The organism is Aquitalea sp. ASV11 (assembly GCF_016429185.1).
GTDB lineage: Bacteria > Pseudomonadota > Gammaproteobacteria > Burkholderiales > Chromobacteriaceae > Aquitalea > Aquitalea pelogenes.
Map to the genome: position 1 here is coordinate 1 of NZ_JAELUD010000001.1, position 25,487 is coordinate 25,487.

The following is a 25,487-nucleotide window of genomic DNA, read 5'->3' on the forward strand; positions in this document are numbered from 1 at the left end:
AAGGTGTCTCGTAAGGGATGCTGGAGATATCAGAAGTGCGAATGCTGACATGAGTAGCGATAAAGCGGGTGAAAAGCCCGCTCGCCGAAAGCCCAAGGTTTCCTACGCAACGTTCATCGGCGTAGGGTGAGTCGGCCCCTAAGGCGAGGCTGAAAAGCGTAGTCGATGGGAAACGGGTTAAAATTCCCGTACTTTTGTGTAGTGCGATGTGGGGACGGAGAAGGTTAGGTCAGCGGCCTGTTGGAATAGGTCGTTCAAGCCGGTAGGCGTGAAGGGTAGGCAAATCCGCCCTTCTTTAACGCCGAGAAGTGATAACGAGGGTCTACGGACCTGAAGTGACTGATACCACGCTTCCAGGAAAAGCCACTAAGCTTCAGCTACACAAGAACCGTACCGCAAACCGACACAGGTGGGCAGGATGAGAATTCTAAGGCGCTTGAGAGAACTCAGGAGAAGGAACTCGGCAAATTGATACCGTAACTTCGGGAGAAGGTATGCCTGTTGTGGTGAACACCCTGCGGTGGGAGCTACGACAGGTCGCAGAGAATCGGTGGCTGCGACTGTTTATCAAAAACACAGCACTGTGCCAACACGAAAGTGGACGTATACGGTGTGACGCCTGCCCGGTGCTGGAAGGTTAAGTGATGGGGTGCAAGCTCTTGATCGAAGCCCCAGTAAACGGCGGCCGTAACTATAACGGTCCTAAGGTAGCGAAATTCCTTGTCGGGTAAGTTCCGACCCGCACGAATGGCGTAACGATGGCCACACTGTCTCCTCCTGAGACTCAGCGAAGTTGAAGTGTTTGTGAAGATGCAATCTCCCCGCTGCTAGACGGAAAGACCCCGTGAACCTTTACTGTAGCTTTGCATTGGACTTTGAAGTGGTTTGTGTAGGATAGGTGGGAGGCTTTGAAGCCAGGACGCTAGTTCTGGTGGAGCCGACCTTGAAATACCACCCTGACCCCTTTGAGGTTCTAACCTTGGTCCGTTATCCGGATCGGGGACAGTGCATGGTAGGCAGTTTGACTGGGGCGGTCTCCTCCCAAAGTGTAACGGAGGAGTTCGAAGGTTACCTAGGTACGGTCGGAAATCGTGCTGATAGTGCAATGGCAAAAGGTAGCTTAACTGCGAGACCGACAAGTCGAGCAGGTGCGAAAGCAGGACATAGTGATCCGGTGGTTCTGAATGGAAGGGCCATCGCTCAACGGATAAAAGGTACTCCGGGGATAACAGGCTGATACCGCCCAAGAGTTCACATCGACGGCGGTGTTTGGCACCTCGATGTCGGCTCATCACATCCTGGGGCTGTAGCCGGTCCCAAGGGTATGGCTGTTCGCCATTTAAAGTGGTACGTGAGCTGGGTTCAAAACGTCGTGAGACAGTTTGGTCCCTATCTGCAGTGGGCGTTGGAAGTTTGACGGGGGCTGCTCCTAGTACGAGAGGACCGGAGTGGACGAACCTCTGGTGTACCGGTTGTCACGCCAGTGGCATTGCCGGGTAGCTAAGTTCGGAAGAGATAAGCGCTGAAAGCATCTAAGCGCGAAACTCGCCTGAAGATGAGACTTCCCTGAGGGCTTGACCCTCCTGAAGAGTCGTTCGAGACCAGGACGTTGATAGGTCGGGTGTGGAAGCGCTGTGAGGCGTTAAGCTAACCGATACTAATTGCTCGTGAGGCTTGATCCTATCATTTGAGTGGCTTGGGAAACCGGGTCCGGATGGATAGTGAATGTGCGACGCGATCAAAGATCCAAGAAAGATACCTAATTAATTCAGTGATCCAGACGGTGTCTGGATGACAAAGCTTCTTCAAGTTTGTTGACAGTTTATGTCTGGTGGCCATAGCGAGGTGGTCCCACGCCTTCCCATCCCGAACAGGACCGTGAAACGCCTTAGCGCCGATGATAGTGTGGCATTCGCCATGTGAAAGTAGGACACCGCCAGACTCCCCATTCGAAGCCCAGCTCAACCGAGCTGGGCTTTGTGCTTTTGGGCACCGGCATGCGCCCGATTATCCTCAATCTGTCAGCGACTGCTGCTTTGATTTGTGAAGACAAGCCGTGCTGTTGGACAATGGCTTCATCTTCGTGTCTGGAGTGTTCATGCTATTGCGCCATCTGTCTTTCAAGTCGCTGTTGGTTGCTAGCTTGTTCGTGGTGACGCTGATTCCCTCGTTGGCACTGGTGCAAACCTGGTGGCATCTGCAGCAGTTGGCGGAGCAAGTGGACCAGAATCAGCGTCAGGCCTTATTACTTTCCGAATCCATACGCATATTTTCCAGTCAGGGTGAGCTGTTCGAGCGCTCGACACGCCAGTGGAATGTATTGCGTGAGGAAAGTTATTCCCAGGTTGGCAAAGAGGCCTTGAGCGCACTGATGCAGTTGGCGGCCAGGCTGGATCAGCAGGATGATGCGGGATTGCGCCGACTGGGACGCGCTCTGTTGCAGTGGGGCAAGCAATCTCAGGCCTTGCTGGACGGTGGTGAACATCCTGTTTCAGCGTGGTCCGCACAGTATGAGTCGCTGTCCGGTTTGGGTCAGATGCTGGAGTCGCGTATCAGACAACTGGGTGATGTTCAGCGAAAGCAGTGGGACAGTAATTTGCGGGAAAAACGTCAACAGGCTGACCGGGTGGCCATCCTGTCATTATGCCTTGCCGTGTTTTCCGGATTACTACTGGCTTGGCTGCTGGTCAGGCCCCTGCAGCATTTGCGCGGTAAAATTGCCGCCCTTTCTCAGGGAGTGCGTGGTCAGAGCTGGTTGATGTCGGCTCCGGCCGACATCGTGCAGCTGGCTTCTGCCCTGGGTGAGCTGGATCATCGGCTTGCCCGGCTGGAAGAGGATAAGGCAGATTTTTTCCGTCATGTCTCGCATGAGCTGAAAACCCCGTTGGCGGCCATTCAGGAGGCATCGTCACTGCTGCAAGACCAGATTCCCGGCCCCTTGCTGCCCTCGCAACAGGAAATCGTGGCGATCACCTTGTCCAATACCCGTTTGTTACGTCAGCGGGTAGATGCCTTGTTGCGGCATGATGCAGCCAACTGGTTGGCACAGCCTCTGGATATGCGTGTGCATGAATTGCATGCCTTGATTGAGGATGCGGCGGCAAGCATGCATCCCTTGTTGCAGCAAAAGCGCATCACGCTGGAACTGTCGCATGATAGTTTGCAGGTGCCGGTCGATAGTGAAAAATTCCGAACCATTATTGATAATCTTCTTTCTAACGCTATTCGGTTTTCTCCTGTTGGCGGTGTTATTTCCGTTGCAACTGGCAGGGAGGCTGATCGTACATGGGTAGCGGTCATTGATCAGGGGCCAGGAATTGCGCCTGAAAATCACACACTGGTTTTCCAGCCCTTCTATAGTGGGCCTGCTCCAGCCGGTGAAACGCCGGGTAGTGGTATCGGGCTGACCATGGTGAAAACCTTTGCCCAGCTGATGGGGGGCGATGTTGAATCCTTGCCTGCTGCTAAAGGTGCGCATTTCCGTGTCTGGTGGCCATGTACTTCCTGAATGAGCATTCGCATGATGCGTAACAATATTTTTGCCTTGTTGTTGTTGAGCCAGTTGTCGGCATGTGCTGGTTGGTCAGAGCATTCCTCACGCGATGCAGGTGGAATAGCTGCTTGGAAGAGTCAGTCACGCAACTGTCAGGACGCCGAGACTGTCCTGAGCAGCCTGCGGCGTAGTCGTGATAGTGCCTTGCCCGGGAAAGAAGCTTGTGCCGGTGAGCGCCTGCGCTATGTAGCACAGCAATGGCTGAATGGTGAGTCCAGGATTGAGCCATTGCGCAGCCAGCTGGACAAGGCGAATGAGCAGTTGCGGCAAGAGCCGGCAGAAGGCTTGTCGGGCTTGTCCACCTTGCTGGGCAGTCTGCTCAATGAGCGCAAGCGGCATGAGGATGCCATGCAAAGAAGCAATGCCCAGCTAGCCGAGCAGCAACATCGTGCCGATGAGCTGGCGGCCAAGCTGGAAGCCTTGCGTCTGATTGAACAATCCATGGTCAACAAGGCCAGCAAAAAGAAGATACAACCATGATGCATGCCGGGCGTGTTCTGTTGGTGGATGATGATGCGGACTTGCTGCATCTGCTTGGTTTGCGTCTGGAGGCAGCAGGTTATCTGGTGGACAAGGCAGCTTCGGCCGAGGCTGCCCTGAGCGCCTTGGCTGTGCGCAGAGCGGATGTGTTACTGACTGATTGGCGCTTGCCGGGAATGGATGGCATGGCCTTGTTCGAACAGGTAAAACGGAGTTACCCGTCCTTGCCGGTGATTATCCTGACAGCTCATGGCACAGTGCCTGATGCAGTGGAGGCGGTCAGTCGCGGTGTGTTCGGTTATCTGGTGAAGCCGTTTGACAGTGCCGCCCTGCTGAGCAAGGTGTCACAAGCGTTGCAGTTGTCTGCGCCTGCCTTGTCGCATGATGAGCAGGATGCCTGGCGCGCAGAGGTCGTCAGTTGCAGTCCTTTGATGGATGAGCTGTTGGCCGAGGCACGTCTGGTTGCTGTCACGGATGCCAGCGTATTGATTCGCGGAGAAAGTGGTACCGGCAAGGAAGTGCTGGCCCGAGCATTGCATCGCGCCAGTCCACGGGCAGACAAGCCGTTTATTGCAGTCAATTGCGCGGCCATTCCGGATAACTTGCTGGAGAGCGAGTTGTTCGGACATGAGAAAGGCGCTTTTACCGGGGCGGCAGCGCGCCACCAGGGGCTGATTGCCCAGGCCGATGGCGGCACCTTGTTTCTGGATGAAATCGGGGATATGCCGCTTGCCCTGCAGGTCAAGCTATTACGCGTGCTGCAGGAGCGCGAAGTGCGCCCCCTGGGCGCCAGCAAGCCAATCGCCGTTGATGTCAGGCTGATCTCGGCGACGCACCGCGATCTGGAATTGCTGATCAGTGATGGCCTGTTTCGTGAAGACCTGTTTTACCGTCTGAATGTCCTTACCCTGCAACTGCCTGCCCTGAGTGAACGGCGGGAGGATATTCCGCTGTTGGCGCAGCATTTCCTGAGTCAGGTGTGCGAACGTTATGGCAAGGAGGTAGCCGGATTCGCTCCCGACGCCATGGAATATCTGTGCACTCTGCGCTGGTCTGGCAACATCCGCCAACTGGCCAATGCCGTCGAGCAGTGCTGCGTGTTGAGTACCGCAGGCCTGATTCCGTTAAGCCTGGTGCAAAAAGCCGTATCAGACGGGATGGCCAGTATTCCTACACTGGCAGAGGCACGGCGCCAGTTCGAGCGGGAATATCTGGAGAAGCTTCTGCGGGTGACTGCAGGCAATGCCAGTGTGGCTGCGCGTATTGCTGACCGTAACAGAACCGAGTTCTACCGCTTGTTGCAAAAGCATGATCTGGTGGCTGCAGCGTTCAAGGACTTTTAAACCGGTATCAGGATCGAAAACCCCTGTCGCCATTTGGCGACAGGGGTTTTTTCATGTAAATCAATGACTTGAGCATTGTTGCCATCTCGCCTTGTCGCTGATAGGCGACAGTTTGAGACAAATAGGCAGCGGTGTAAGTGGCGTATTTTTACTAAGTCATTGAATTTAAATGCTTATCTAAGGTTGGCATGGCTTTTGCAATAGCAGCTGGAGTGCTCTTGTACCGAGGTGTGCGATGAAAATGAAACGTTCCGCATGGATATTTTTATTATTGCTTCCGCTGCAGGCAGTGATGGCAACTGACAGCCTGCCGATGGACCCGATTGCCGAACATGTTGCTGTTTCTCATGTATCTGATGACGAGAAAATAGCCTGGGAGCTGAATGAAGTACTGAAGCCGCTAGCCGATGGCTCGGGTTCGGTCGTGCATCCTTCGGTCAAGGCCGGAATGGTGTGGCTGAAAGGCTCCAGCCCCAGTCGCGATACCGTACGGCACTTGCTTGAGGTTGCCGCCAATGTGCCGGGGGTGCGCGAGGTTCGTTCGGAAATGTTGATACGCCCCATTTGATTTCTTGCTGCTTGATGTGAACTGCCCTTTGGCCTGCCTTCCCCCCCGAGAGGCAGGCCTTTTTTTATTCAGAAACTGACGACTTTGTCGGCTTCCAACGTCCAGTCGGCCAGTTCCGGCATGCTGCCTATCTTCACGCCTGGTAGCAGGCGGGTCTGATCCAGCCCGCGTGCTTCCGCGCAAGTGCGACAAACATAGACGGCTACACCATGCGCCATGGCCTCGGTCAGCATATCTGCCAGGCTTGGCCCGCTGGAGTTGCCCTGACCGTTTTGCGCGGTGATGACAGCATCGGACAGCAGAAACAGCTTGATGCGACTGGGTTGCCCATGGCTAGCAAGGGCCAGTGTCAAACGTAATGCACTCAGACAACGCTCGTTGCCATAGGGGCTGGCATTCACAATGAGCAAAATATTCTGCACGGCAAGTCCTGTCATTGACTACAAAGTGGATTGGCCCACCTGCGAAGGCCGGGTATCGGCGGTGGTCTGGCTCGCAAGCGGTAACGTTGTGGTAATGCAACAGCAAAGGATAGGGTTGATGCAGCAAATAATAGGACAAGTAGCTTGATTTGCCTTGATCTGTTGTCGTCCACGTAGTGTCTGGCGCCAAGAATATTTTATATTGTCGAACAAAGAAAAATGCAATTGTATACAATAGGCAAATCTTAACCGGTATAAACCGGGCTGCGAACAAAATCGGGAGTTTTCCATGCAATTCGAGGTGTTTGCCCTAAACCAGAGCGCCTTGCGCGATGCCATTACATCCGCATACCGTCGCGATGAACAGGAATGTGTACAGGCCTTGTTGCCGCAAGCGGCTTTGCAGCCGGCACAGGTAACCGCTACCCAGGACCTGGCGCGTCGCCTGGTCAGCCAGGTGCGGCATGAGCGTACGCGCTCCAGCGGGGTGGATGCCCTGATGCATGAGTTTTCGCTGGATAGCGCGGAAGGCATTGCCCTGATGTGTCTGGCTGAAGCCTTGCTGCGTATTCCGGACAAGGAAACTGCCGACAAGCTGATCCGCGACAAGATTTCCCGTGGCGACTGGAAAGCCCACCTGGGAAACAGCTCTTCCTTGTTCGTCAATGCCGCAGCCTGGGGCCTGGTGGTGACTGGCAAGCTGGTTTCCTCGCACAGCGAGCAAGGCCTGTCTGCTGCCATGACCCGTCTGATCGCCAAGGGCGGCGAGCCGCTGATCCGCAAAGGCGTGGACATGTCCATGCGCATGCTGGGCAAGCAGTTCGTCACTGGTGAAACCATCGAACAGGCGCTGGAAAATGGCCGTGAGCGCGAAGCACGTGGCTATCGTTTCTCCTACGACATGCTGGGTGAAGCCGCCATGACCGAGGACGATGCCCAGCGCTACATGAAAGACTATGTGATGGCAATCCACGCCATCGGCAAAGAGTCTGCCGGCCGTGGCATTTACGATGGTCCGGGCATCTCGGTAAAACTGTCCGCCATTCACCCGCGTTACAGTCGCGCCAAGCGTGAACGTGTGATGACCGAGCTGTATGCCCGCCTCAAGGAACTGCTGGTTCTGGCCAAGCAATACAATATCGGCCTGAATATCGATGCCGAAGAAGCCGACCGCATGGAGCTGTCGCTGGACCTGCTGGAACAGCTGGCTTTCGACAAGGACCTGGCAGGCTGGAATGGTATTGGTCTGGTGGTGCAGGCTTATCAGAAGCGCTGCCCCTTCATTATTGATTATCTGGTGGATCTGGCACGCCGTTCCGGTCACCGCTTCATGGTGCGCCTGGTGAAGGGTGCCTATTGGGATGCCGAAATCAAGCGCGCCCAGGTGGATGGCCTGCCGGGCTACCCGGTGTATACCCGCAAGGTGTATACCGACATTTCCTACCTGGCCTGTGCCAAGCGCCTGCTGGCCGCACAGGATGCCATCTACCCGCAGTTTGCCACCCACAATGCCTACAGCCTGTCTGCCATTTATCAACTGGGTCAGGGCCTGGATTACGAATTCCAGTGCCTGCACGGCATGGGTGAAACCCTGTACGACCAGGTGGTGGGCAAGGACAATCTGGGCAAGGCCTGCCGTATTTACGCGCCGGTGGGTTCGCACGAAACCCTGCTGGCTTATCTGGTACGCCGCCTGCTGGAAAACGGTGCCAACAGCTCTTTCGTCAATCGCATTGTGGACGAGAACGTATCCATCGACGAACTGGTGACCGACCAGGTAGCGGAAGCCGCCAGCCATGCCGGTCAGCCGCATCACAAGATTGCCCTGCCGGTTTCCCTGTATGGCAGCGAGCGTCAGAATTCCAAGGGACTGGACCTGTCCAGCGAGCATGTGCTTGCCGCCCTGCAAATCGGCCTGCAAGGTTCGGAACAGCAGCAGTGGCTGGCCAGCCCCTTGCTAGGCGATGCCGATATCAGCGAAGGTGACAAGCTGCCGGTACGTAACCCGGCCGACCATGCCGACATCGTCGGTGAAGTGATTGAAGCCACGCAGGAACATGTGGAACGCGCCTTGCAACTGGCCGAAGCTGCCGCCGCACGCTGGGCCAATACCCCGGTGGTGGATCGTGCGGGCTGCCTGAACCGTATGGCCGACCTGATGGAAGACCACATGCCGGCACTGATGGGCCTGGCAGTGCGTGAAGCGGGCAAGACCCTGAGCAATGCCATTGCCGAAGTGCGTGAAGCGGTGGACTTCTGCCGTTACTATGCCGCGCAGATCGTTGCCAATTTCGACAATGCCACCCACCAGCCGCTGGGCCCGGTGGTGTGCATCAGCCCGTGGAACTTCCCGCTGGCCATCTTCATTGGTGAAGTGACCGCCTCGCTGGCCGCCGGTAACCCGGTGCTGGCCAAACCGGCCGAGCAGACCAACCTGATTGCCGCCTATGCCGTGCGTCTGCTGCACGAAGCCGGCGTGCCGCGTGATGTGCTGCAACTGCTGCCGGGCCGTGGCGAAATCGTCGGTGCTGCACTGACCAGCGATCCGCGCATCCAGGGCGTCATTTTCACCGGTTCCACCGAAGTGGCACAAATCATCAACCGCACCCTGGCCAAGCGTGGCGAGGACGTGGTGCTGGTAGCCGAAACCGGCGGCCAGAACGCCATGATCGTGGACAGCTCGGCCCTGCCGGAGCAGGTGGTGACCGATGTCCTGAGCTCGGCCTTTGATTCGGCCGGTCAGCGTTGCTCTGCCTTGCGCGTGCTGTATCTGCAAAGCGATATCGCCGACAAGGTCATCGCCATGATCAAGGGCGCCATGGCCGAACTGACCGTGGGCAACCCGGCCAAGCTGAGTACCGATGTCGGCCCGGTGATCGATGCAGAAGCCCAGGCCGGCCTGCTGGCACATATCGACAAGATGAAGCAGCGTGCGCGCTGGTTCTACCAGACCCCGCTGACGGAACAATGCCAGCACGGCACCTTTGTACCGCCGACGTTGTTTGAAATCGACAACCTGTCCGATCTCACCCGCGAAGTATTCGGCCCGGTACTGCATGTACTGCGCTTTGAAGCCAGCCAGCTGGACAAGGTGGTGGCAGAAATCAACAGCACCGGTTACGGCCTGACTCACGGCATTCACAGCCGAATCGACGAAACCATCAACAACATTGTCGACAAGATCAAAGTGGGCAATGTCTACGTCAACCGCAATATCGTGGGTGCTGTAGTGGGTGTGCAGCCCTTCGGTGGCGAAGGCAAGTCCGGTACCGGCCCCAAAGCGGGTGGCCCGTTCTACCTGTACCGTCTGACCCGCGCAGCCTGGGCGCCCAAACTGGCCTTGCAGCCGGTGGCCGCCAATCTGTCCGGTCTGTCCAAGCTGGCCGCCGTGGCGGGCAGCATGGGCGTGAGTGGCCTGAATGCACGCATTGATGCGGCAGGTCGTGCTTCGCCGTTGACCCATCAGGTAAACCTGCCGGGACCGACCGGCGAAAAGAACACGCTCTGCTTTGCCCCGCGTGGCAAGGTAGGGTGCGTGGCCAGCAGTGGAGCAACGCTGGCCGAACAACTGGTGGCCGTACTGGCTACCGGCAACGTGGCAGTGCTGGCGGATTCGCCGGCCAATCGCCAGTTGGCCAGCACACTGGGCAGCCATGTCGAGCTGACGCAAGACGTGCTGACTGCCTCGCTGGATGCCGTGCTGTATGAAGGGGAAGACGCAGCCCGCGTGCGCCAGCAACTGGCGCAACGTGACGGTGCGCTGATTCCGCTGATTCTGGCCGGCAAAGATGGCTACAACCTGCATCGTCTGGTGGTGGAGCGCGCAGTCAGCGTCAACACCACGGCAGCAGGTGGTAACGCCAGCCTGATGAGTATCGGCGACTGATGTCAGTCAGCCCCGGCCCGGGCAAACCCGGCTGTTGGCGGGAATGGTCACAAACCGGGGCTGTGTGACGATATCTTTGTCACGCTACTTGTCATGTGCTGTCGGCATTGGAATAATGCCGCCAGCGTTTTCACTTACAACAAGCTCGCTGCATGAGATCTGTCCGCCACAAGCGGACAGGAGAGACCGAAAGATAGAGGATTCAAGATGCAATTCACCAAGCTGACTACCGTTACCATCGCTGTCGCAGCTGCTCTGGCACTGTCTGCATGTGGCAAGAAAGACGACGCCGCCGCTCCGGCTGGCGCATCCGCTCCGGCTGCTGCCGCTGCTGGTGGCGACACCGTGAAAATCGGCTTTGCCGCTCCGCTGACCGGCCCGCAAGCCCACTATGGCGAAGAATACAAAAACGGCGTGACCCTGGCCATCGAAGATGCCAACGCCGAGAAGCCGACCATCGGTGGCAAGCCGGTGACCTTCGAACTGGATGCCCAGGATGACCAGGCCGACCCGAAAACCGCTACCCAACTGGCCCAGAAGCTGGTGGACGACAAGGTTTCCGGCATCATCGGTCACTTCAACTCCGGTTGCGCCATCCCGGCCTCCAAGATCTACTCTGACGCCGGCATCCCGATGATTGCCATGGCGACTTCCCCGGTCTTCACCGCACAAGGCTTCAAGAACACCTTCCGTTCCATGACCTCCGATACCCAGCAAGGTAGCGTGATGGGCAAGTTCGTGGTGGACACCCTGAAGGCCAAGAAAATCGTCATTGTTGACGACCGTACCGCTTACGGCCAAGGCCTGGCTGACGAATTCGAAAAAGCCGTCAAGGCTGCCGGTGGCGACGTGGCCAAGCGCGAATTCACCAACGACAAGGCAACCGATTTCGCCGCCATTCTGACCTCCATCAAGGGCGTGAATCCGGACGTGATCTTCTACGGTGGTGCTGACGCCCAGTCCGCCCCGATGGCCAAGCAGATGAAGCGTCTGGGCCTGAAGGCTCCGCTGATCTCCGGCGAAATGACCAAGACCCCGAACTTCCTGCAACTGGCAGGCAAGGAAGCCGAAGGCTCCATCGCCTCACTGGCTGGCCTGCCGCTGGAACAAATGCCCAAGGGCAAGGAATATGCCGACAAGTACAAGGCACGTTTCAAGACCGACGTAGCCACTTACTCCCCGTACGGCTATGACGCGACCCGCGCGCTGATCCAGGCCATGAAGGATGCCAACTCCACCGATCCCAAGGCTTACCTGCCGGTACTGGCCAAGATCAAGTACTCCGGTGTGACTTCTTCCAACTGGACCTACGACGACAAGGGCGACCTGAAAGACGGCGGCATTACCGTGTACAAGGTGGAAGGCGGTCAGTGGAAAGTGATGCAAACCATCGGTGGCGGCGCAGCTGCTCCTGCTGCAGCATCCGCAGCCCAGTAATTTTCTTACTGATTTGGCTCAGAAACGGCGCAGACACTGCGCCGTTTTTTCATTCCTGCTGCTAGACAATTTCCCGCAGAACGGGGGCAGATGTGCATAATGAAAGCTGTATCTCTCAAGACTGATGTGATTGTGTATGAGTGAGTTGTTTGCCAGCATGCCCGCCAATCAGGCCGGGCGTGACTTTGTAGTGGGTGATGTGCATGGATGCTTCACCGAATTGCGTCAGTTACTGGAGCAAGTGGTGTTTGATGGCAGTCGCGACCGGCTGTTTTCCGTTGGCGACCTGGTGGATCGCGGCCCGGAGTCGCGCCAGGTACTGGAGTGGCTGGCCAAGCCCTGGTTTTATGCGGTAAGGGGCAATCATGAACAGATGGCACTGGAATTCGATCTGGCACAGACCGATGCCTGCGAACGCTACCTGAATAATGGTGGCGGCTGGTTCATCTGCCTGGATGAAAAAGACAAGCAAGCCTACCGCACTGCGTTCTTGCGCCTGCCGCTGGCGATGGAAGTGGTAAGCGAGCACGGCCTGATCGGCCTGTTGCACGCCGATTGCCCGCTGGACGACTGGAACCTGTTGCGTCAGCAACTGGCATTACCCACCCCTTGGGGAGAAGAGGGCGGCAAATTGCTGCGCCAGATCACCTGGTGCCGTTTGCGGGCCAAGGGCATGGTGCGCAAGCCGGTTGTCGGCGTGTACATGCTGTGTGTGGGGCATACTCCACAGCGCAAGGTCAGGCAGATCGACAATGTCTGGTATCTGGACACTGGCGGTGTATACGGCCGCCAATTGAGCATGCTGCAGCTGGATACCATGCAGACATATAGTGTAAACGTGGCCGACAAGGGCTACGGCACTGACATGCTGGAAAACTGAGCGGCCTGTCGTTTTGCTGGCACCCGGCCTATTTGCGCTGCAGCCGGCACCGAAGCGATGTTTGAGCCTGAACAATGTATTGCCTTATATGTTCATGGCATTTTTCTGAACTGCTATTATGTCGTGTGATTTTCGGGTAACTGGTCCCGCGTGCCGGGTTAGTCTCATTCCCTTGTAACAGGCTGTTTTATGTTTGCATCAATGTTGTTGCGTCATCATTCCGGGCTGCACCGCAGCCCTGCCGATTTTGCATTCCTGCGGCGTACTGGCGTTCTGTCCGGGCGGCCCGCATGAGTACCTCTCCCATTCCATCCCCCTGTCAGCAGCGTTGCCAACTGGATGCCACCGGTGAAAGCTGCAAGAGTTGCCGGCGAACATTAAAGGAAATAGCTGGTTGGCCAGGCTTCAGCGACTATGAAAAGAAAGCGGTATGGAACCGTTTGCTATCCTTGCCGCCGCTTGCCCAGGCCAAACTGTGCCAGCGCTGTGGCGACACCTTCCTCTGTGGTATTGCTGATGGTGAGGAAAACTGCTGGTGTGCCAGGCTGCCCAATGTCATGCCCATGTCGCAGGATGGCAGCGATTGCCTGTGCCCGGCCTGCTTGTTACAGGCCATTGCACAGGCTCCTTCCGGCCAGCAAGGGGATGCGGCCGACGACTCCTCAGGCCGATAGCAGTTTCCCGGTCTTGAATGACTGTGCGGTGGCCACCTTGGCTACCGTCATGCCCGCCGTGGCATACGGGTGCAGTTCCTGTGCGTACAGCATGCCGCCATAGCGTGAACTCAAAACTGCCACCTTGTCCTGCAGCGGGTCGATGATTTCGGCCACGGCCTGGCCTGCTGCTACCAGTGTGCCGGGAGCCAGCAGGAAATTGACCACCCCCGGATGGGGTGCCTGCAGGTTTTCCGAGCCGGACAGCGGGGTGGCCGGGTAGGGCAGCGGTGGCAATGCCGGTGCTTCGCCCGCAATCAAGCCACGCAGGCAGAGAAAATCCAGGATGGCGCGTGCGTCCTGCTGCGCCAGCGCCTGTGCCACCTGATGTTGTCCACGCAACTCCACGGTTACCGACAGACAGGCCATTTCGATGGGCACATCCAGGCCGTCCTGGCGGCACAGGGCTTCCAGTTCCCACCAGGTCTGGCTGCAGGCTTCGTCAAACGGATAATCGCCCGACTCGGTAGCCAGCAATTGCGCATGGGATTGCAAGTAGCGCGCCAGTGGCTCGCACTGTGGCCACAAGGGCGTGCCGGTGTAGACATGCAAGGCCGCATTGCTGTCGCAGTGCAGGTCCAGCACGATGTCGGCATCGGCGGCCAGCAGTAACAGCTGCTTGCGCAGGCTGACCAACTCGGTAGGTTCAGCCAGTTGTTGCAGGTGTTGGCGCATGGCCTGGCGGATCAGTGCGGTATTGGCTTTGGCGTCCTTGCCCAGCTGATGCTTGACTGCGGCGTATACCGCCTGGGTCAACTGCGGGTAGTGGCGGTTGAAGTTTTGTCCGCTGGCCAGTTCGAAGCGACCAAGCTGATACCCCAGCAGCGACTGGGCGTGGCCAATCGGGTTGGCTTGCGGTACCAGAATGATTTCACCGGCAATTTTTCCTTCCTGTTCCAGTACTTGCAGTGCTTGTTTCAGTTCCCACGCGGTCAGCATGCCGGGTAGCTCGTCTGCATGCAAAGACGCCTGGATATAAGCCTTCCCGGCGCTGGAGCCCGGCTGGCCGAAGTGAAAGCTGGAGAGCTGGCGCTGCGTTCCCAGGCAACTGGATGTCAATGGATGTTGGTGATGAATCATGAGGGCTCCGATGATGCCGCCATCAAATGCCGGCTTGAAGATGGTTCAGACAACAATGTAGCGCGTTGTGCGTACGCTGTCTAAATGCCTGCCCTCCGGTGTGTGCGGGGCTACCATGCTGACTTTGGCAGTGTTGGGATGTTTGGCTATGCATGATCAGAAATTTCCTATTGTTTGTTAAGAAATAACCCGGATAGTGATTGCATTGCCCTTTCTAAGCTTAGAGAGGCTCATGCTCGGTACGCTGTCAGCGTCAGTCGGAGCCTTTGAACGTGCTGGAATGCGGCGGATAATCACAAACAGGTGTCAGTGTCATGTCATATCATCATTTGATTTCAATGCGGCGGTGCATCGGCCACTGCTTGCAAGCACGCGCGGCGGATTCTGCATCCGGGGCTTACGGACCAAACGGAGGGGCCGCCACGCCCGAGTCGGATCTGTGGGCCGAAGGGTTGCAACCGAGGGTACTGGTTGCAGAGGATAATCTGGCCAATCTTTTTCTGCTTAACAGCCAGTTGCTGCGACTGGGTTGCCAAGTGGTGGGGGTCAGTAACGGACTGGATGCGCTGGCACAATGGCAGCAGGGGCAGTTTGATTGCTTGCTGACCGATTTGAGCATGCCGCAGCTGGGAGGGTTTGACCTGGTGCAACAGCTGCGGGCCGCAGGTGAGCAGCGCCCGGCCATTGGCATATCGGCTGACCCTTCCGAACGGGATCAGCAACGTGCGCAGGAAGCAGGCTTCAATATCCTGCTGCCCAAACCGGTTACCTTGCCGTTTTTGCATACCGTGCTGCTGCGCTACAGCCTGGATGTCTGCATGCAACGATTGCCGGTGTATGAAGCCAGCAGCCTGTCTGCCTTGTTTGATGGCAATCAGGATCTGATAGAGAAGTTTGTCAGCAAGCTGCTCGAAAGCAACCAGCAGGACTTTGCCGCCGCCAAGGCATGCTTTGCCGAGCGGGACTGGAATGGCCTTGCGCAGATGCTGCACAAGATCAAGGGTGCGGCGCGTCTGATTGATGCCCGGCAGGTAGTACGCTCTTGCGAGCAGCAGGAGAAAATCTGCAAGACCGGCAATGCCGAACAGCTGGAAATACTGCTGGCGGATCTGGACTTGCGCTTGCAGACGCTGGCCCGGCAATTGCGCAGTTTGTCCTGAGCCAATCACAGGCCTGCATGACAGCAAAAGAGCTGCCGGTTTCCCGGCAGCTCAGCTTTGACAAACCCCTCTCGCTTTCTGGAAAGAAAGCGAGGCTCCCCTTCTTCAATTGGCCGGGCAAGGGCGGGGGGATAGGGAATAGATGAGAAGGCTGCGGAATCAGTCACTTGGTCGAAAGGCCCGGCTTTGCCGGGTCCATTGCAATCGCACCAAATCACTTTGTCAGCAGCCTGAGCTGCCGGTTTCCCGGCAGCTCTTTTTCATGGCGATGCATTACGCTCAGCGCCGACTGATGATGGCCTGCAGAATCCGGCGGAAGGTGGCGATTTCATCCGGCGTGAAACTGGCCAGCATGGCGGCTTGTTGTTGCTCGGCCAGGTCATGCAAGGCCTCGGCATGCAGCTTGCCTTGCTGGGTCAGCTGATAATGCTGTCCTTGCAGGCTGATCAGCTCCTTGCGTATCAGCATCTGGGCGGCTTGTTCCACTTCCCTGTCCGGCATGTTGACCTCGCCGTGCATGGATGCCATATCCAGGCCCTGTTCCATCACCAGCAGCATGCGTGCCTCGCTGGTACGCAGCCCGGTGGCCAGTTGCAGTGGCTGGTAATGTTGCTGGTAGGCCCGTACTGCCTGGGTCAGCAGGTAGTAGACATTACCATCCAGCCGCTTTTGCCATTGCCGGTCTGCCGGGCTGCTTTCTTCTTTCTTTTGTTGCAGGCCATGCGGCAATGCCATGGCATAACTGCCCTGGTGGTAGAGCAGGGGTGCCCGGCCAAAGTCGTCCAGTGCCACCACCTTGCCCAGCATGATCCAGTGGTCGCCACCATCGTGCATGGCATGGCGTTCACACACGAAGCGGGCGGCGCAGTCCTCCAGCAGCGGCGCGCCACCAGCTCCCTGCGTGTGCGGTACACCTGCGAAGCGGTCGTCGCTCTGGCGGGCAAAGCGGTTGGACAGGCTGATCTGGTCGGCTGCCAGGATATTGACGGCAAAGTGACTGGCCGAGGCAAATACCGGATAGCTGCCGGAGCGCTTGTCTATGCTCCACAGAATCAACGGAGGGTCCAGCGATACCGAGTTGAAACTGTTGGCGGTGACGCCCACTTTTTGTCCATCGCTATCGCAGGCCGTCATCACGGTGACGCCGGTGGCAAAGTTACCCAGCGCGCGGCGGAACAGGCGTGGGTCATCCACACTGGCCGGTGGTTTGCTTGTCATCCTCATCTCCTTGTTTTGCTTGTTGTGGGGTGGTGTCAGACCATACTGGGGTCGGGTTCCAGTCCCATCAGTTCGCGGCCAAGGATCTGGGCGCAGACATCGTAGTCGGTATAAGCGTGGGCACCGGTCATGTGCGAGTCACGGAACAGGCGTTGCAGCTCGTTGCCTTCCAACCAGCTGGTGGCACCGGCTGCGCTGAACAGGCGATCCACCGCTTCGATGCACATCTTGACCGCATAAGCCTGATTGGTACGCCAGTAGGCCAGTGTCAGACGGTCCGGGTAGGCACGGCGACGGCCGTGTTCTGCATGATCCTGCCAGGTCTTTTCCAGCAAGGCGCGGGCGGCAGCCACCTGGTGGGTGGACTCTGCCAGGCGCATCAGGGCAGGCGTGGCAGTGCCGACGCTGGCACCGGTGTAGGCCCGCACGCGGTTGGCAGTTTTGTCCTTGAAGGCCTGCAACATCCGTTCGGCAATGCCCAGGCTGATGGCGGCAAAGCCACTGGCAAAATAGGGGCGGTACGGCGTGGTGAAAATATCGCTGTCCGGATACAGGCCAAAGCCGCTGGAGCGTCCTTCCATCATGTCCTTGGCCGCTTCGATACGGTGATTTGGGATGAAGGCATTGCGAATCACCAGGGTTTTGGAGCCGCTGCCTTTCATGCCCATGGCAAACCAGTTGTCGCGGATTTCATAGTCGCAACGTGGCAGCACGCCAAAACTGTAGACCAGTTCGCCCTCGGCATTCTTGCGGCGCATGCCGACAATGGCCCATTCGGCATGATCGCAACCGCTGCTCCATCCCATTTCGCCGCTCAGGTAAACGCCACCTTCCGCTTCTTCAATCTGGCTGAACGGGGCAATGCTGCTGCTGGCGGTGGCGTCCGGGTTGTTGGCCCATACTTCGTCCTGCAGCTGTTGCGAAAACATGGCCAGCTGATGGCTGTGGGTGCACAGCAGGCTGAATGCCCAGGCGGTGCCGCCACAGGCACCGGCCAGTGCGGCCACGCAGTCGGCAAATTCCGGCAGGGAGATTTCCAGCCCGCCGTATTTCTTTGGCTGGAAGGCGCGATGCATGCCAATGCCTTTGAGCAGGCGGATGTTTTGTTCCGGCACCTGGCGCATGGCTTCGGCCTTGTCCGCGTTGGCGGCGATTTCCGGCAGGATTTGCTGCAGCCGGGTCAGCAGGGTGTTCTCACTCATGAATGTCTCCTGTTGCATGTATTTTATTAACAAGTTAAGTATTCGTGCCGTGAGCAATGAAATACGGCAGCCAGCTGGCACTTGGTGTTGTTATCGTCCGACGAGCGTAAAAGCGCGACGTGCTGACTGCATTATGTAGGCCATATTGCAGCCGTGAAATACAAGTTTCAGGTTGATTACTGTACTTTTCATGGATTCATTCGGCCTTGCACCAAAAGGCAGATCGCGCAAAAAAAACAGCCGCTCGACAAGGAGCGGCTGACAAGGATGGTGCAGCTGAAAGGAGAATCTGCCCATCTGGAGCGGCTTTGGCATCAGAAACTGTGGCGCAGCCCCATGGCCAGTCCATGTACCGTACTGCCGGCAGACACACTGCCAATACTGCTGAAGCCGAAATCATAGGCGGCGCTGCCATGATTCCGGATTTGCGCATAGAGGGCTTTCAGCGTGGTGTGACGCGACAGGTCGTATTCGTAGCCCAGCTCGGCATGGCGTGCCCGCCCGCTATCGCTGGCTGTGCTGCCTTGCAACTTGCCGGACACGCCATACTGGCTGATCAGCCGTCCATGGTCGCCGACGCCGATAACGGCCTGGGCATACCACACATTCTGGCTGAGGCTGCTGCCCTGATAACTGGCGGCGGCAGTGGGGGTGAGATGGCCATCCGTATGGTCAAGCAGCAGGCCGATACGGCTGACATCACCAAAACGGTAATAGCCACCTGCGCGCAGGTTCCACACCCGGCGGAACTGGGTTGTGCTGCTGGCAGCATCATCCACGCCGGTGTCGATGCGCTCATAGGCTGAAGTCAGCAGCCATGGGCCACCGCGATAGCTCAGCCCGAGGTCAAACACGCTGGCGGTATGACTGGCACCTGTGGCGCGCGTTTCCACCGCGTCATAGCCCACGGTTGCCGTCAGCCCCTGCCAACTGGGGCTGGTGTACTGCACGGCGTTCTTGCGGCGGGTGTCGAAAGGGCTGGTGCGTACCAGGGTGTTGCCATTGCCATCGGCCGGGGTGGCGCTGCCATAGCTTTTCAGCAGGCCGTCAGCCGACAGGATGTTGCCCAGTTTGCCCAGCAACGCACCGGACATGCCGATGCCGGTATTGCCCTGATTGACATCCAGCATGCCAGCCACTACCCGGGTGGGCGGGCTGATCAGACCGGCCTGCACGCTACCGGCTGGCGTGGCGAGGCCGACAAAGCTGTCGCGGGTGCCGAAGGTGGCATAGGACGGCGCGCTATCCAGCCAGAGATTGCTTTCCAGCTGCCAGTAGGCGGAGAGGCCGTTGCCCAGTTCTTCACGCCCCTTGAAGCCGATCAGCGAACTGTCCGAGCTGATGCGGCGCACGCTGCTGCCGGGCTGACCATTGGCAGCACCACGGGTGCCGACGGATTCGATGGTCTCGTCCACTGTGCCGTACAGGGTGACGTCGGCATGGGCCAGCAGCGGCAGCAGGAACAGGGCTGCCCAAAAATGTTTGCCTTGCATGATATGGCTCCGGTTTGGGCCTGCGTTGCTGATTGTCAGGCGCAGGCCGTCGCGGTGTGCGGCCTTGATGCCGGACACCGTGCAGGTAAATAGGGAAGGGTTAATGGTTCAGTGGCGGGCCGGCTTTTGCAGCGGAATCAGCAGAAACACCAGGGCGCCGATCAGCAAGGCGGCTACCGCATACAACAGGCCGCTGGTGAAGCTGTGCGACATGTCTTTCAGCCAGCCCACCACGAAGGAGCTGAGCGCCGAGCCGATATTGCCGGTGGCGTTGATCAGCGCAATGCCCACGGCCTTGGCCTTGTTGGACAGGGTGGTGTCAGGGGTGGTCCAGAAAATGGTCATGGCGGTGAAGGAACCGGCCGATGCCATCACGATACCGGCCAGCCGCACTGCCGGGTCTCCGGCATAGGCAGTCAGCAGCCAGCCGGCAGCGGCGAACAGCATGGGCAGCACGGTGTGCCACTTGCGTTCCTGCGTGCGGTCGGAGCGCGCACCCCACCACAGCATCAGCAGGATGGTGCCCACTTGCGGAATGGCCGCCAGGATGCCGATGGTGACGTTGCTGCTGCTGGTGTTGAAGCTTTTGACGATTTGCGGCACCCAGATATTCACCATGCTCAGGGTGTTGACCAGGCAGAAATAGGCAAAGGCGAATTTCAGCACCGTGGGTTGCAGCAGCTCGTGCATTACGCCGGAATGTTGCTGGGCCGGCTGGTGTGCCTCGGCGTCCAGCATGCCTTGCAGACAGCGCTTTTCTTCCGGGCTGAGCCATTTTGCCTTGGCCGGCGAGTCATCCAGATAAAACCACACCACCACGCCCAGCACGGCTGAGGGCAGGCCTTCCACCAGAAACAGCCACTGCCAGCCGGCCAGTTGCCAGATGCCGTCCATTTCCAGCAGATAGCCGGATACCACCGAGCCCAGCGCTGCCGTTACCGGCATGGCAATCATGAACAGGGCATTGGCGCGGGCGCGGTAGACACGTGGAAACCAGAGAGTGAGGTAGACCAGCATGCCGGGCAGGAAGCCGGCTTCGGTAATGCCCACCAGTGCGCGCAGGATGTACAGGCTGGTGGCGTCATGGGCAAACATGGTGGCGGTGGAGGCAAAGCCCCAGGCCACCATGATGCCGGCCATCCAGCGCCGCGCACCGATGCGGCTGAGCATCATGTTGCTGGGGATGCCGCACAACACGTAGGTGATGTAAAAAATGGTGGCGGCAAAGCCGAACATGGTGGCGGTCAGGTTCAGGCTTTTGGCCATGGTGAGGCCGGCAAAGCCGATATTGATGCGGTCCAGAAAGGAAAATACGAACAGGATGAACAGAAACCAGATCAGGCGTCCGGAGACTTTGCGGATTACCCGCTGTTCTTGCTGTGTGTCGTCCTTGTGCGCCTGATCCATCAGGTCGGGCGCGGTGTGGCAGGTCGTGGCTTTATCCAGACTCATGCACTTCTCCTCATTTATCGTGCCGGGAGCGTTCCGGCGTGTTGTCCTTTGTCGTGGTGCCTGCTCTTGCTGGCAGATCACCTTGTTGCCTTGCTGCGGTGTGGCTGTGCGGTCCTTTCGGTCATGGTTAATTGAATATATTAATTATCTGGTGGCTGAACACAGTGCCAGCGGACGACCCACTGGGCCGTCCATTGTTGTTTCAATACACGCCACTGGCACCGGCCTGCTGGCCGCCACTTTTGAAGCGGCCGGCCAGTGCTTCGGCACTGCGCGCCAGCACGGTACTGTCCACCCCGACGGCGACAAACTGCGCGCCAAGCTCAATGTAGTGACGGGCCAGTTTCTCGTCAGCCATCAGGATGCCAGCCGCCTTGCCCTGGGCGCGGATGCGGGCGATGGCCTGTACGATGGCGGCTTGCACTTCCGGGTGGACAGGCTGGCCCAGATAACCCATGTCGGCGGACAAATCCGCCGGGCCGATGAACACGCCATCCACGCCGGGTGTGGCGGCAATGGCATCCAGATTGTTCAGGCCCTGACGGGTTTCGATCTGCACCAGCACACACAGCTCTTGTTCAGCCTGCTTGAGGTAGCCCTCGATCCGGTTCCAGCGCGAGGCGCGGGCAATGGCGCTGCCCACCCCGCGGATGCCATGCGGTGGATAGCGGGTGGCGGCTACCGCCAGAGCTGCTTCTTCGGCAGTCTGCACCATGGGCAGCAGCAGGGTTTGCGCGCCAATGTCCAGAATCTGCTTGATGCGCACCGGGTCGTTCCATACCGGCCGTACCACCGGGTGACTGGGGTAGGGGGCGATGGCCTGCAGCTGGCCCAGCATGTCATTCAATTCATTGGGCGCGTGTTCGCCGTCGATCAACAGCCAGTCGAAACCGGCAGCGGCCAGCAGCTCGGCGCTGTAGGGGCTGGCCAGGCTCAGCCACAGGCCGATCTGCACTTCGCCGTTTTTCAGCGCAGCCTTGAAGCAGTTGGATGGGTTCTGCATGGAATTTTCCTTAAAAAACAAGAGCAGCTAACAAAATAGCGCAGCGCCCCTGATGCAAGGCGCGCTGACGCAGACAGTACAAGGTGTACGGCCAGGAGGCGCAACGCAGCAGCAGGGTTTTTGTTCGCTGATCTAAACAAAGCGGCAGCTGATGGCACCTAGCGGCCCATAGTCCACATGGAAGGTATCGCCAGCGCGGGCCGGCACCGGACGAGTGAAGGAGCCACCCAGAATCACCTGACCGGGTTTCAGGCTGACATCAAACGGCGCCAGCTTGTTGGCCAGCCAGGCCACACCATTGGCCGGGTGGTTCAGTACTGCCGCAGCTACGCCGGATTCCTCGATCACCCCGTTGCGATACATCAGCGCGGATACCCAGCGCAGGTCCAGCTCCGACGGCTTCACCGGGCGGCCGCCCATCACCACCCCGGCATTGGCGGCATTGTCGGAAATGGTATCGAACACCTTGCGCGGCCGGCCGGAGGCCGGGTCGATGGATTGGCTGCGGGCATCGATGATTTCCAGTGCCGGAATGACAAAATCGGTGGCCTGATAGACATCAAACAGGGTAATGTCCGGGCCTTTCAGCTCCTTGCCCAGGATGAAGGCCAGCTCCACTTCCACCCGTGGCACGATAAAGCGGCTGGAGGGGATATCGCTACCGTCGTTGAAGAACATGTCGTCCAGCAGGGTGCCGTAGTCCGGCTCGTTGATCTGCGAGGACATCTGCATGGCGCGTGAGGTCAGGCCGATCTTGTGGCCCTTGATGGTTCTGCCTTCAGCCAGCTTCATCTCCACCCAGCAACGCTGGATGGCGTAGGCGTCCTCGATGGTGATGTCCGGGTAGTCCAGCGAAATCTGGCGGATCTGTTCGCGTTGCTGCTCGGCCTGATGCAGGCGGCGGGCGGTAGTCTGGATGATGTCTTGCGTCAGCATGTGGTCTCCTCAGTTGGCGATGCCGCCAAAGCACAGGTATTTGGTTTCCATGAATTCTTCCAGCCCCAGACGGCCGCCTTCACGACCCAGCCCGGACTGCTTGATACCGCCAAACGGGGCGACTTCGGTGGAGATGGCACCTTCATTGATGCCGACCATGCCGGCCTCGATGGCTTCTGCCACGCGCCAGCAGCGGCCAACGTCGCGGCTATAGAAGTAGGCGGCGAGGCCGGATTCGCCGCTATTGGCCAGACGGATGGCTTCGGCCTCGTCGTGAAAGCGGATCAGCGGTGCCAGCGGGCCAAAGGTTTCTTCCTGCGCCACCAGCATCTGTTCGGTGACACCGGCCAGTACGGTGGGCTGGAAGAAGTTGCCGCCGCGTGCATGCGCTGCGCCGCCGGTGAGTACCGTCGCCCCCAGGCTGACAGCGTTGGTGATGTGGCGCTGCACCTTGGCCACGGCGGCTGGGCTGATCAGCGGGCCTTGCTGCATGCCGCTCTCGCTGGCCGGGCCTACTTGCAAGGCTGCCACCGCGCTGGCGAGTTTGGCGGCAAAGGCGTCGTAGATGCCATCCTGCACCAGCAAGCGGTTGGCACAGACACAGGTCTGGCCGCTGTTGCGGAATTTGGCAAACAAGGCTCCCTGCACGGCGGCATCCAGGTCGGCATCGTCAAACACGATGAAAGGTGCATTGCCACCCAGCTCCAGCCCCAGTTTTTTTACCGTGTCGGCGCACTGGCGCATCAGCAATTTGCCGACAGCGGTGGAGCCGGTGAAGCTGAGCGCGCGCACCAGCGGGCTGCCTGTCAGTTCGCCGCCGATGGCCACGGCATCGGTGCCGGTCACCACATTGAATACACCGGGCGGCAAGCCAGCCTGCTCGGCCAGTGCCGCCAGTGCCAGCGCGGACAAGGGCGTTTCGGCGGCGGGTTTCAACACCACGGTGCAACCGGCCGCCAGCGCCGGGGCCACCTTGCGGGTGATCATTGCGTGCGGGAAATTCCACGGCGTGATGGCAGCCACCACACCCACGCCCTGACGGATGGTGACCAGGCGCTTGTCGGCAAAGGGGCTGGGAATCACCTCGCCATAAACCCGTTTGCCTTCTTCGGCAAACCACTCGATATAACTGGCACCGTAGGCGATTTCGCCCAGGCTTTCGGCCTGCGGTTTGCCTTGTTCCTGGCTGATCAGGTCGGCCAATCCGGCTTGATGCTGCAGGATCAGCGCATGCCAGCGCTGCAAGATGACGCCACGCTGTTTGGCCGTCAGCTTTTGCCAGGCGGGCAGGGCAGCATGGGCAGCGGCAATGGCGGCGCTGGTTTCCGCCGCACCCATATCGGCCACACGGGCCAGCAATGCACCGCTGGCCGGGTTGTGCACGGCAAATTGTTGCGCGCCGGACAGCCACTGGCCGTTGATGTAGGCCTGCTCACGCAGCAGGGGGGAGTGAGAGAGGGTGTTCATGAGGCTTTCCGGGAGAAACGGATCAATTGCAGACTCAGCCAGGCGGACACGCCGCAGGCCATCACCAGCAGGCACATGGCGCGCGGGCTGCCGTCAAACAGGCTGGCCACCAGTGCGCTGGCCAGCATGCCGCAGCCAAACTGGCCGGATACTGCCAGCGCCATCACCGCACCGGCCCGGTCGGCATGCAGTTGCAAGAGCCGCGCCATGGCATTCGGGCCGATGCTGCCGGTCATGCCCACGCTGAACAGCAGTGGCAACACTGTCAGCCACAGGCTGTGCGCACCCAGCAGCCATAGCGCCAGCCCGGCCACCGCCACCACGCCGCATTGCCATTGCAACAGGCTGTCGATGGCATGCCGTCGCAGCAGGTATCGGTTGAGCTGGCTGAACAGCACGATGGCGACGATATTCAGCCCGAACAGATAGCCGTAATGCTGCGCGGCCACGCCAAAGTACTGGATGTAGACAAAGGGCGAGCCGGTGATGTAGGCGAACATCGCGCCAAAGCTCAGGCCCAGCGCCAGGCTGTAGCCCATGGTGGGCAGGTGTTGCAGCAGGTGGCCGTAGGCACGGAAGGCCTTGCCCAGCGTGATGTCGCTGCGGCCACTGGGCGGATGGCTTTCCGGCAGGCGCAGTACCACCACGGCCAGCGATGCCGCGCCAATCAGCGCCAGCAACAGAAACAGGCTGCGCCAGCCCGCCAGCAGCAACAACCAGCCACCCAGCAGCGGGGCCAGCAAGGGGGCGATCATGGTGATTTGCTGCATCAGCGTCAGCACATGGCTGGCCTCGCTCAACGGAAAGGCATCGCGCACGATGGCGCGTGCCATCACCGTGGCCGCACCACCGCCCATGGCCTGCAGCACGCGCAGGACAATCAGCTGTTCTGCCGTTTGCGCCGCAGCGCAAGCCAGGCTGGCCAGCACATACAGGCTGAGGCCGGTCAGCAATACCGGGCGGCGGCCATAGCGGTCGGACAGCGGGCCGTACAGCAGCATGCCGCCACAAAAGCCGGCCAGAAAGCTGCCTATGGTCAGCTGGATGCGTGCCACCGGCGCGGCCAGATCCGCCGCAATGGAGGGCAGGGCGGGCAGATACATGTCGATGGACAGCGGGCCGAAGGCCACCAGTACTCCCAGCAGCACGATCAGCCGCACCTGTTGCTGTGCCTGACTTACGGTATGCATGGCG

At 58.9% G+C, this 25,487-nt stretch carries 19 protein-coding genes and 2 rRNA genes; 11 read left to right on the forward strand and 10 right to left on the reverse strand.

The genetic code is table 11. The features are described 5' to 3' along the window. From JHD62_RS00005 to JHD62_RS00030, 6 genes are all read left to right on the forward strand, one after another. A 23S ribosomal RNA gene (locus JHD62_RS00005) occupies nucleotides 1-1,682 on the forward strand; the annotation flags it as partial. A gap of 145 nt (nucleotides 1,683-1,827) precedes the next feature. After that, nucleotides 1,828-1,942 (forward strand): 5S ribosomal RNA (rrf, locus tag JHD62_RS00010). A gap of 114 nt (nucleotides 1,943-2,056) precedes the next feature. Next, complete coding sequence (locus JHD62_RS00015) at nucleotides 2,057-3,508, forward strand: HAMP domain-containing sensor histidine kinase (protein WP_199101255.1); 1,452 nt, start codon at nucleotides 2,057-2,059, stop codon at nucleotides 3,506-3,508. Between the two features lie 189 nt (nucleotides 3,509-3,697). Beyond that, nucleotides 3,698-4,033 carry a hypothetical protein gene (locus JHD62_RS00020; protein ID WP_199101256.1) on the forward strand — a complete coding sequence of 112 codons (336 nt, stop codon included), beginning with the start codon at nucleotides 3,698-3,700 and terminating at the stop codon, nucleotides 4,031-4,033. Continuing rightward, entirely contained in the window at nucleotides 4,030-5,376 is a 1,347-nt protein-coding gene (locus JHD62_RS00025; RefSeq protein WP_199101257.1) for a sigma 54-interacting transcriptional regulator, read from the forward strand. Before JHD62_RS00020 ends, JHD62_RS00025 begins: the two co-directional genes overlap by 4 nt. A gap of 241 nt (nucleotides 5,377-5,617) precedes the next feature. Beyond that, a complete protein-coding gene (locus JHD62_RS00030) occupies nucleotides 5,618-5,944 on the forward strand; it encodes a BON domain-containing protein (protein ID WP_153013316.1) in 327 nt (108 codons plus the stop codon). A gap of 68 nt (nucleotides 5,945-6,012) precedes the next feature. Here JHD62_RS00030 and JHD62_RS00035 read toward each other — a convergent pair whose 3' ends face one another. After that, nucleotides 6,013-6,366: a DsrE family protein gene (locus tag JHD62_RS00035; protein WP_199101258.1), complete on the reverse strand. Its 354-nt coding sequence runs from the start codon at nucleotides 6,364-6,366 to the stop codon at nucleotides 6,013-6,015. Nucleotides 6,367-6,655: 289 nt separating this feature from the next. Here JHD62_RS00035 and putA point away from each other — a divergent pair, with 289 nt between their 5' ends. The 4 genes from putA (at nucleotide 6,656) to JHD62_RS00055 (ending at nucleotide 13,243) form a co-directional block, all read left to right on the forward strand. Next, nucleotides 6,656-10,252: a trifunctional transcriptional regulator/proline dehydrogenase/L-glutamate gamma-semialdehyde dehydrogenase gene (putA, locus tag JHD62_RS00040; RefSeq protein WP_199101259.1), complete on the forward strand. Its 3,597-nt coding sequence runs from the start codon at nucleotides 6,656-6,658 to the stop codon at nucleotides 10,250-10,252. Nucleotides 10,253-10,459: 207 nt separating this feature from the next. Then, nucleotides 10,460-11,689, forward strand: coding sequence for a branched-chain amino acid ABC transporter substrate-binding protein (locus tag JHD62_RS00045; protein ID WP_062789309.1), 1,230 nt, complete (start codon nucleotides 10,460-10,462; stop codon nucleotides 11,687-11,689). Nucleotides 11,690-11,825: 136 nt separating this feature from the next. Continuing rightward, nucleotides 11,826-12,569 carry a metallophosphoesterase gene (locus JHD62_RS00050; protein WP_199101260.1) on the forward strand — a complete coding sequence of 248 codons (744 nt, stop codon included), beginning with the start codon at nucleotides 11,826-11,828 and terminating at the stop codon, nucleotides 12,567-12,569. Between the two features lie 290 nt (nucleotides 12,570-12,859). After that, nucleotides 12,860-13,243 carry a cysteine-rich CWC family protein gene (locus tag JHD62_RS00055; protein WP_199101261.1) on the forward strand — a complete coding sequence of 128 codons (384 nt, stop codon included), beginning with the start codon at nucleotides 12,860-12,862 and terminating at the stop codon, nucleotides 13,241-13,243. On the opposite strand, the gene JHD62_RS00060 is transcribed toward JHD62_RS00055, so the two are convergent. Continuing rightward, a complete protein-coding gene (locus JHD62_RS00060) occupies nucleotides 13,232-14,362 on the reverse strand; it encodes a succinylglutamate desuccinylase/aspartoacylase family protein (protein ID WP_199101262.1) in 1,131 nt (376 codons plus the stop codon). The two genes, JHD62_RS00055 and JHD62_RS00060, sit on opposite strands and share 12 nt — an antisense overlap. A gap of 338 nt (nucleotides 14,363-14,700) precedes the next feature. On the opposite strand from JHD62_RS00060, the gene JHD62_RS00065 reads away from it, so the two are divergent. Then, nucleotides 14,701-15,522, forward strand: coding sequence for a response regulator (locus JHD62_RS00065; protein ID WP_233160477.1), 822 nt, complete (start codon nucleotides 14,701-14,703; stop codon nucleotides 15,520-15,522). 279 nt (nucleotides 15,523-15,801) lie between these two features. Here the strand turns inward: JHD62_RS00065 and JHD62_RS00070 are convergent, their stop codons facing one another. The 8 genes from JHD62_RS00070 to JHD62_RS00105 all read right to left on the reverse strand — a co-directional run bounded on the left by JHD62_RS00070 (nucleotide 15,802) and on the right by JHD62_RS00105 (nucleotide 25,483). Next, nucleotides 15,802-16,740 carry a p-hydroxyphenylacetate 3-hydroxylase reductase component gene (locus JHD62_RS00070; RefSeq protein ID WP_199101264.1) on the reverse strand — a complete coding sequence of 313 codons (939 nt, stop codon included), beginning with the start codon at nucleotides 16,738-16,740 and terminating at the stop codon, nucleotides 15,802-15,804. Between the two features lie 35 nt (nucleotides 16,741-16,775). Further along, complete coding sequence (locus tag JHD62_RS00075; RefSeq protein WP_199101265.1) at nucleotides 16,776-17,942, reverse strand: p-hydroxyphenylacetate 3-hydroxylase oxygenase component; 1,167 nt, start codon at nucleotides 17,940-17,942, stop codon at nucleotides 16,776-16,778. A 314-nt stretch (nucleotides 17,943-18,256) separates the two neighbouring features. Further along, nucleotides 18,257-19,435, reverse strand: coding sequence for a porin (locus tag JHD62_RS00080; protein ID WP_199101266.1), 1,179 nt, complete (start codon nucleotides 19,433-19,435; stop codon nucleotides 18,257-18,259). A gap of 108 nt (nucleotides 19,436-19,543) precedes the next feature. Next, complete coding sequence (gene hpaX, locus JHD62_RS00085) at nucleotides 19,544-20,887, reverse strand: 4-hydroxyphenylacetate permease (protein ID WP_199101267.1); 1,344 nt, start codon at nucleotides 20,885-20,887, stop codon at nucleotides 19,544-19,546. 202 nt (nucleotides 20,888-21,089) lie between these two features. Then, nucleotides 21,090-21,890: a 4-hydroxy-2-oxoheptanedioate aldolase gene (gene hpaI / locus JHD62_RS00090; protein ID WP_199101268.1), complete on the reverse strand. Its 801-nt coding sequence runs from the start codon at nucleotides 21,888-21,890 to the stop codon at nucleotides 21,090-21,092. A 132-nt stretch (nucleotides 21,891-22,022) separates the two neighbouring features. Then, nucleotides 22,023-22,826: a 2-oxo-hept-4-ene-1,7-dioate hydratase gene (gene hpaH / locus JHD62_RS00095; RefSeq protein WP_199101269.1), complete on the reverse strand. Its 804-nt coding sequence runs from the start codon at nucleotides 22,824-22,826 to the stop codon at nucleotides 22,023-22,025. 9 nt (nucleotides 22,827-22,835) lie between these two features. Further along, nucleotides 22,836-24,293 carry a succinate-semialdehyde dehydrogenase gene (locus JHD62_RS00100; RefSeq protein ID WP_199101270.1) on the reverse strand — a complete coding sequence of 486 codons (1,458 nt, stop codon included), beginning with the start codon at nucleotides 24,291-24,293 and terminating at the stop codon, nucleotides 22,836-22,838. Next, nucleotides 24,290-25,483, reverse strand: a complete 1,194-nt coding sequence (locus JHD62_RS00105; protein WP_199101271.1) for a Bcr/CflA family multidrug efflux MFS transporter — start codon at nucleotides 25,481-25,483, stop codon at nucleotides 24,290-24,292. The genes JHD62_RS00100 and JHD62_RS00105 overlap by 4 nt, the downstream gene beginning before the upstream one ends. Between the last annotated feature and the right edge of the window lie 4 nt (nucleotides 25,484-25,487).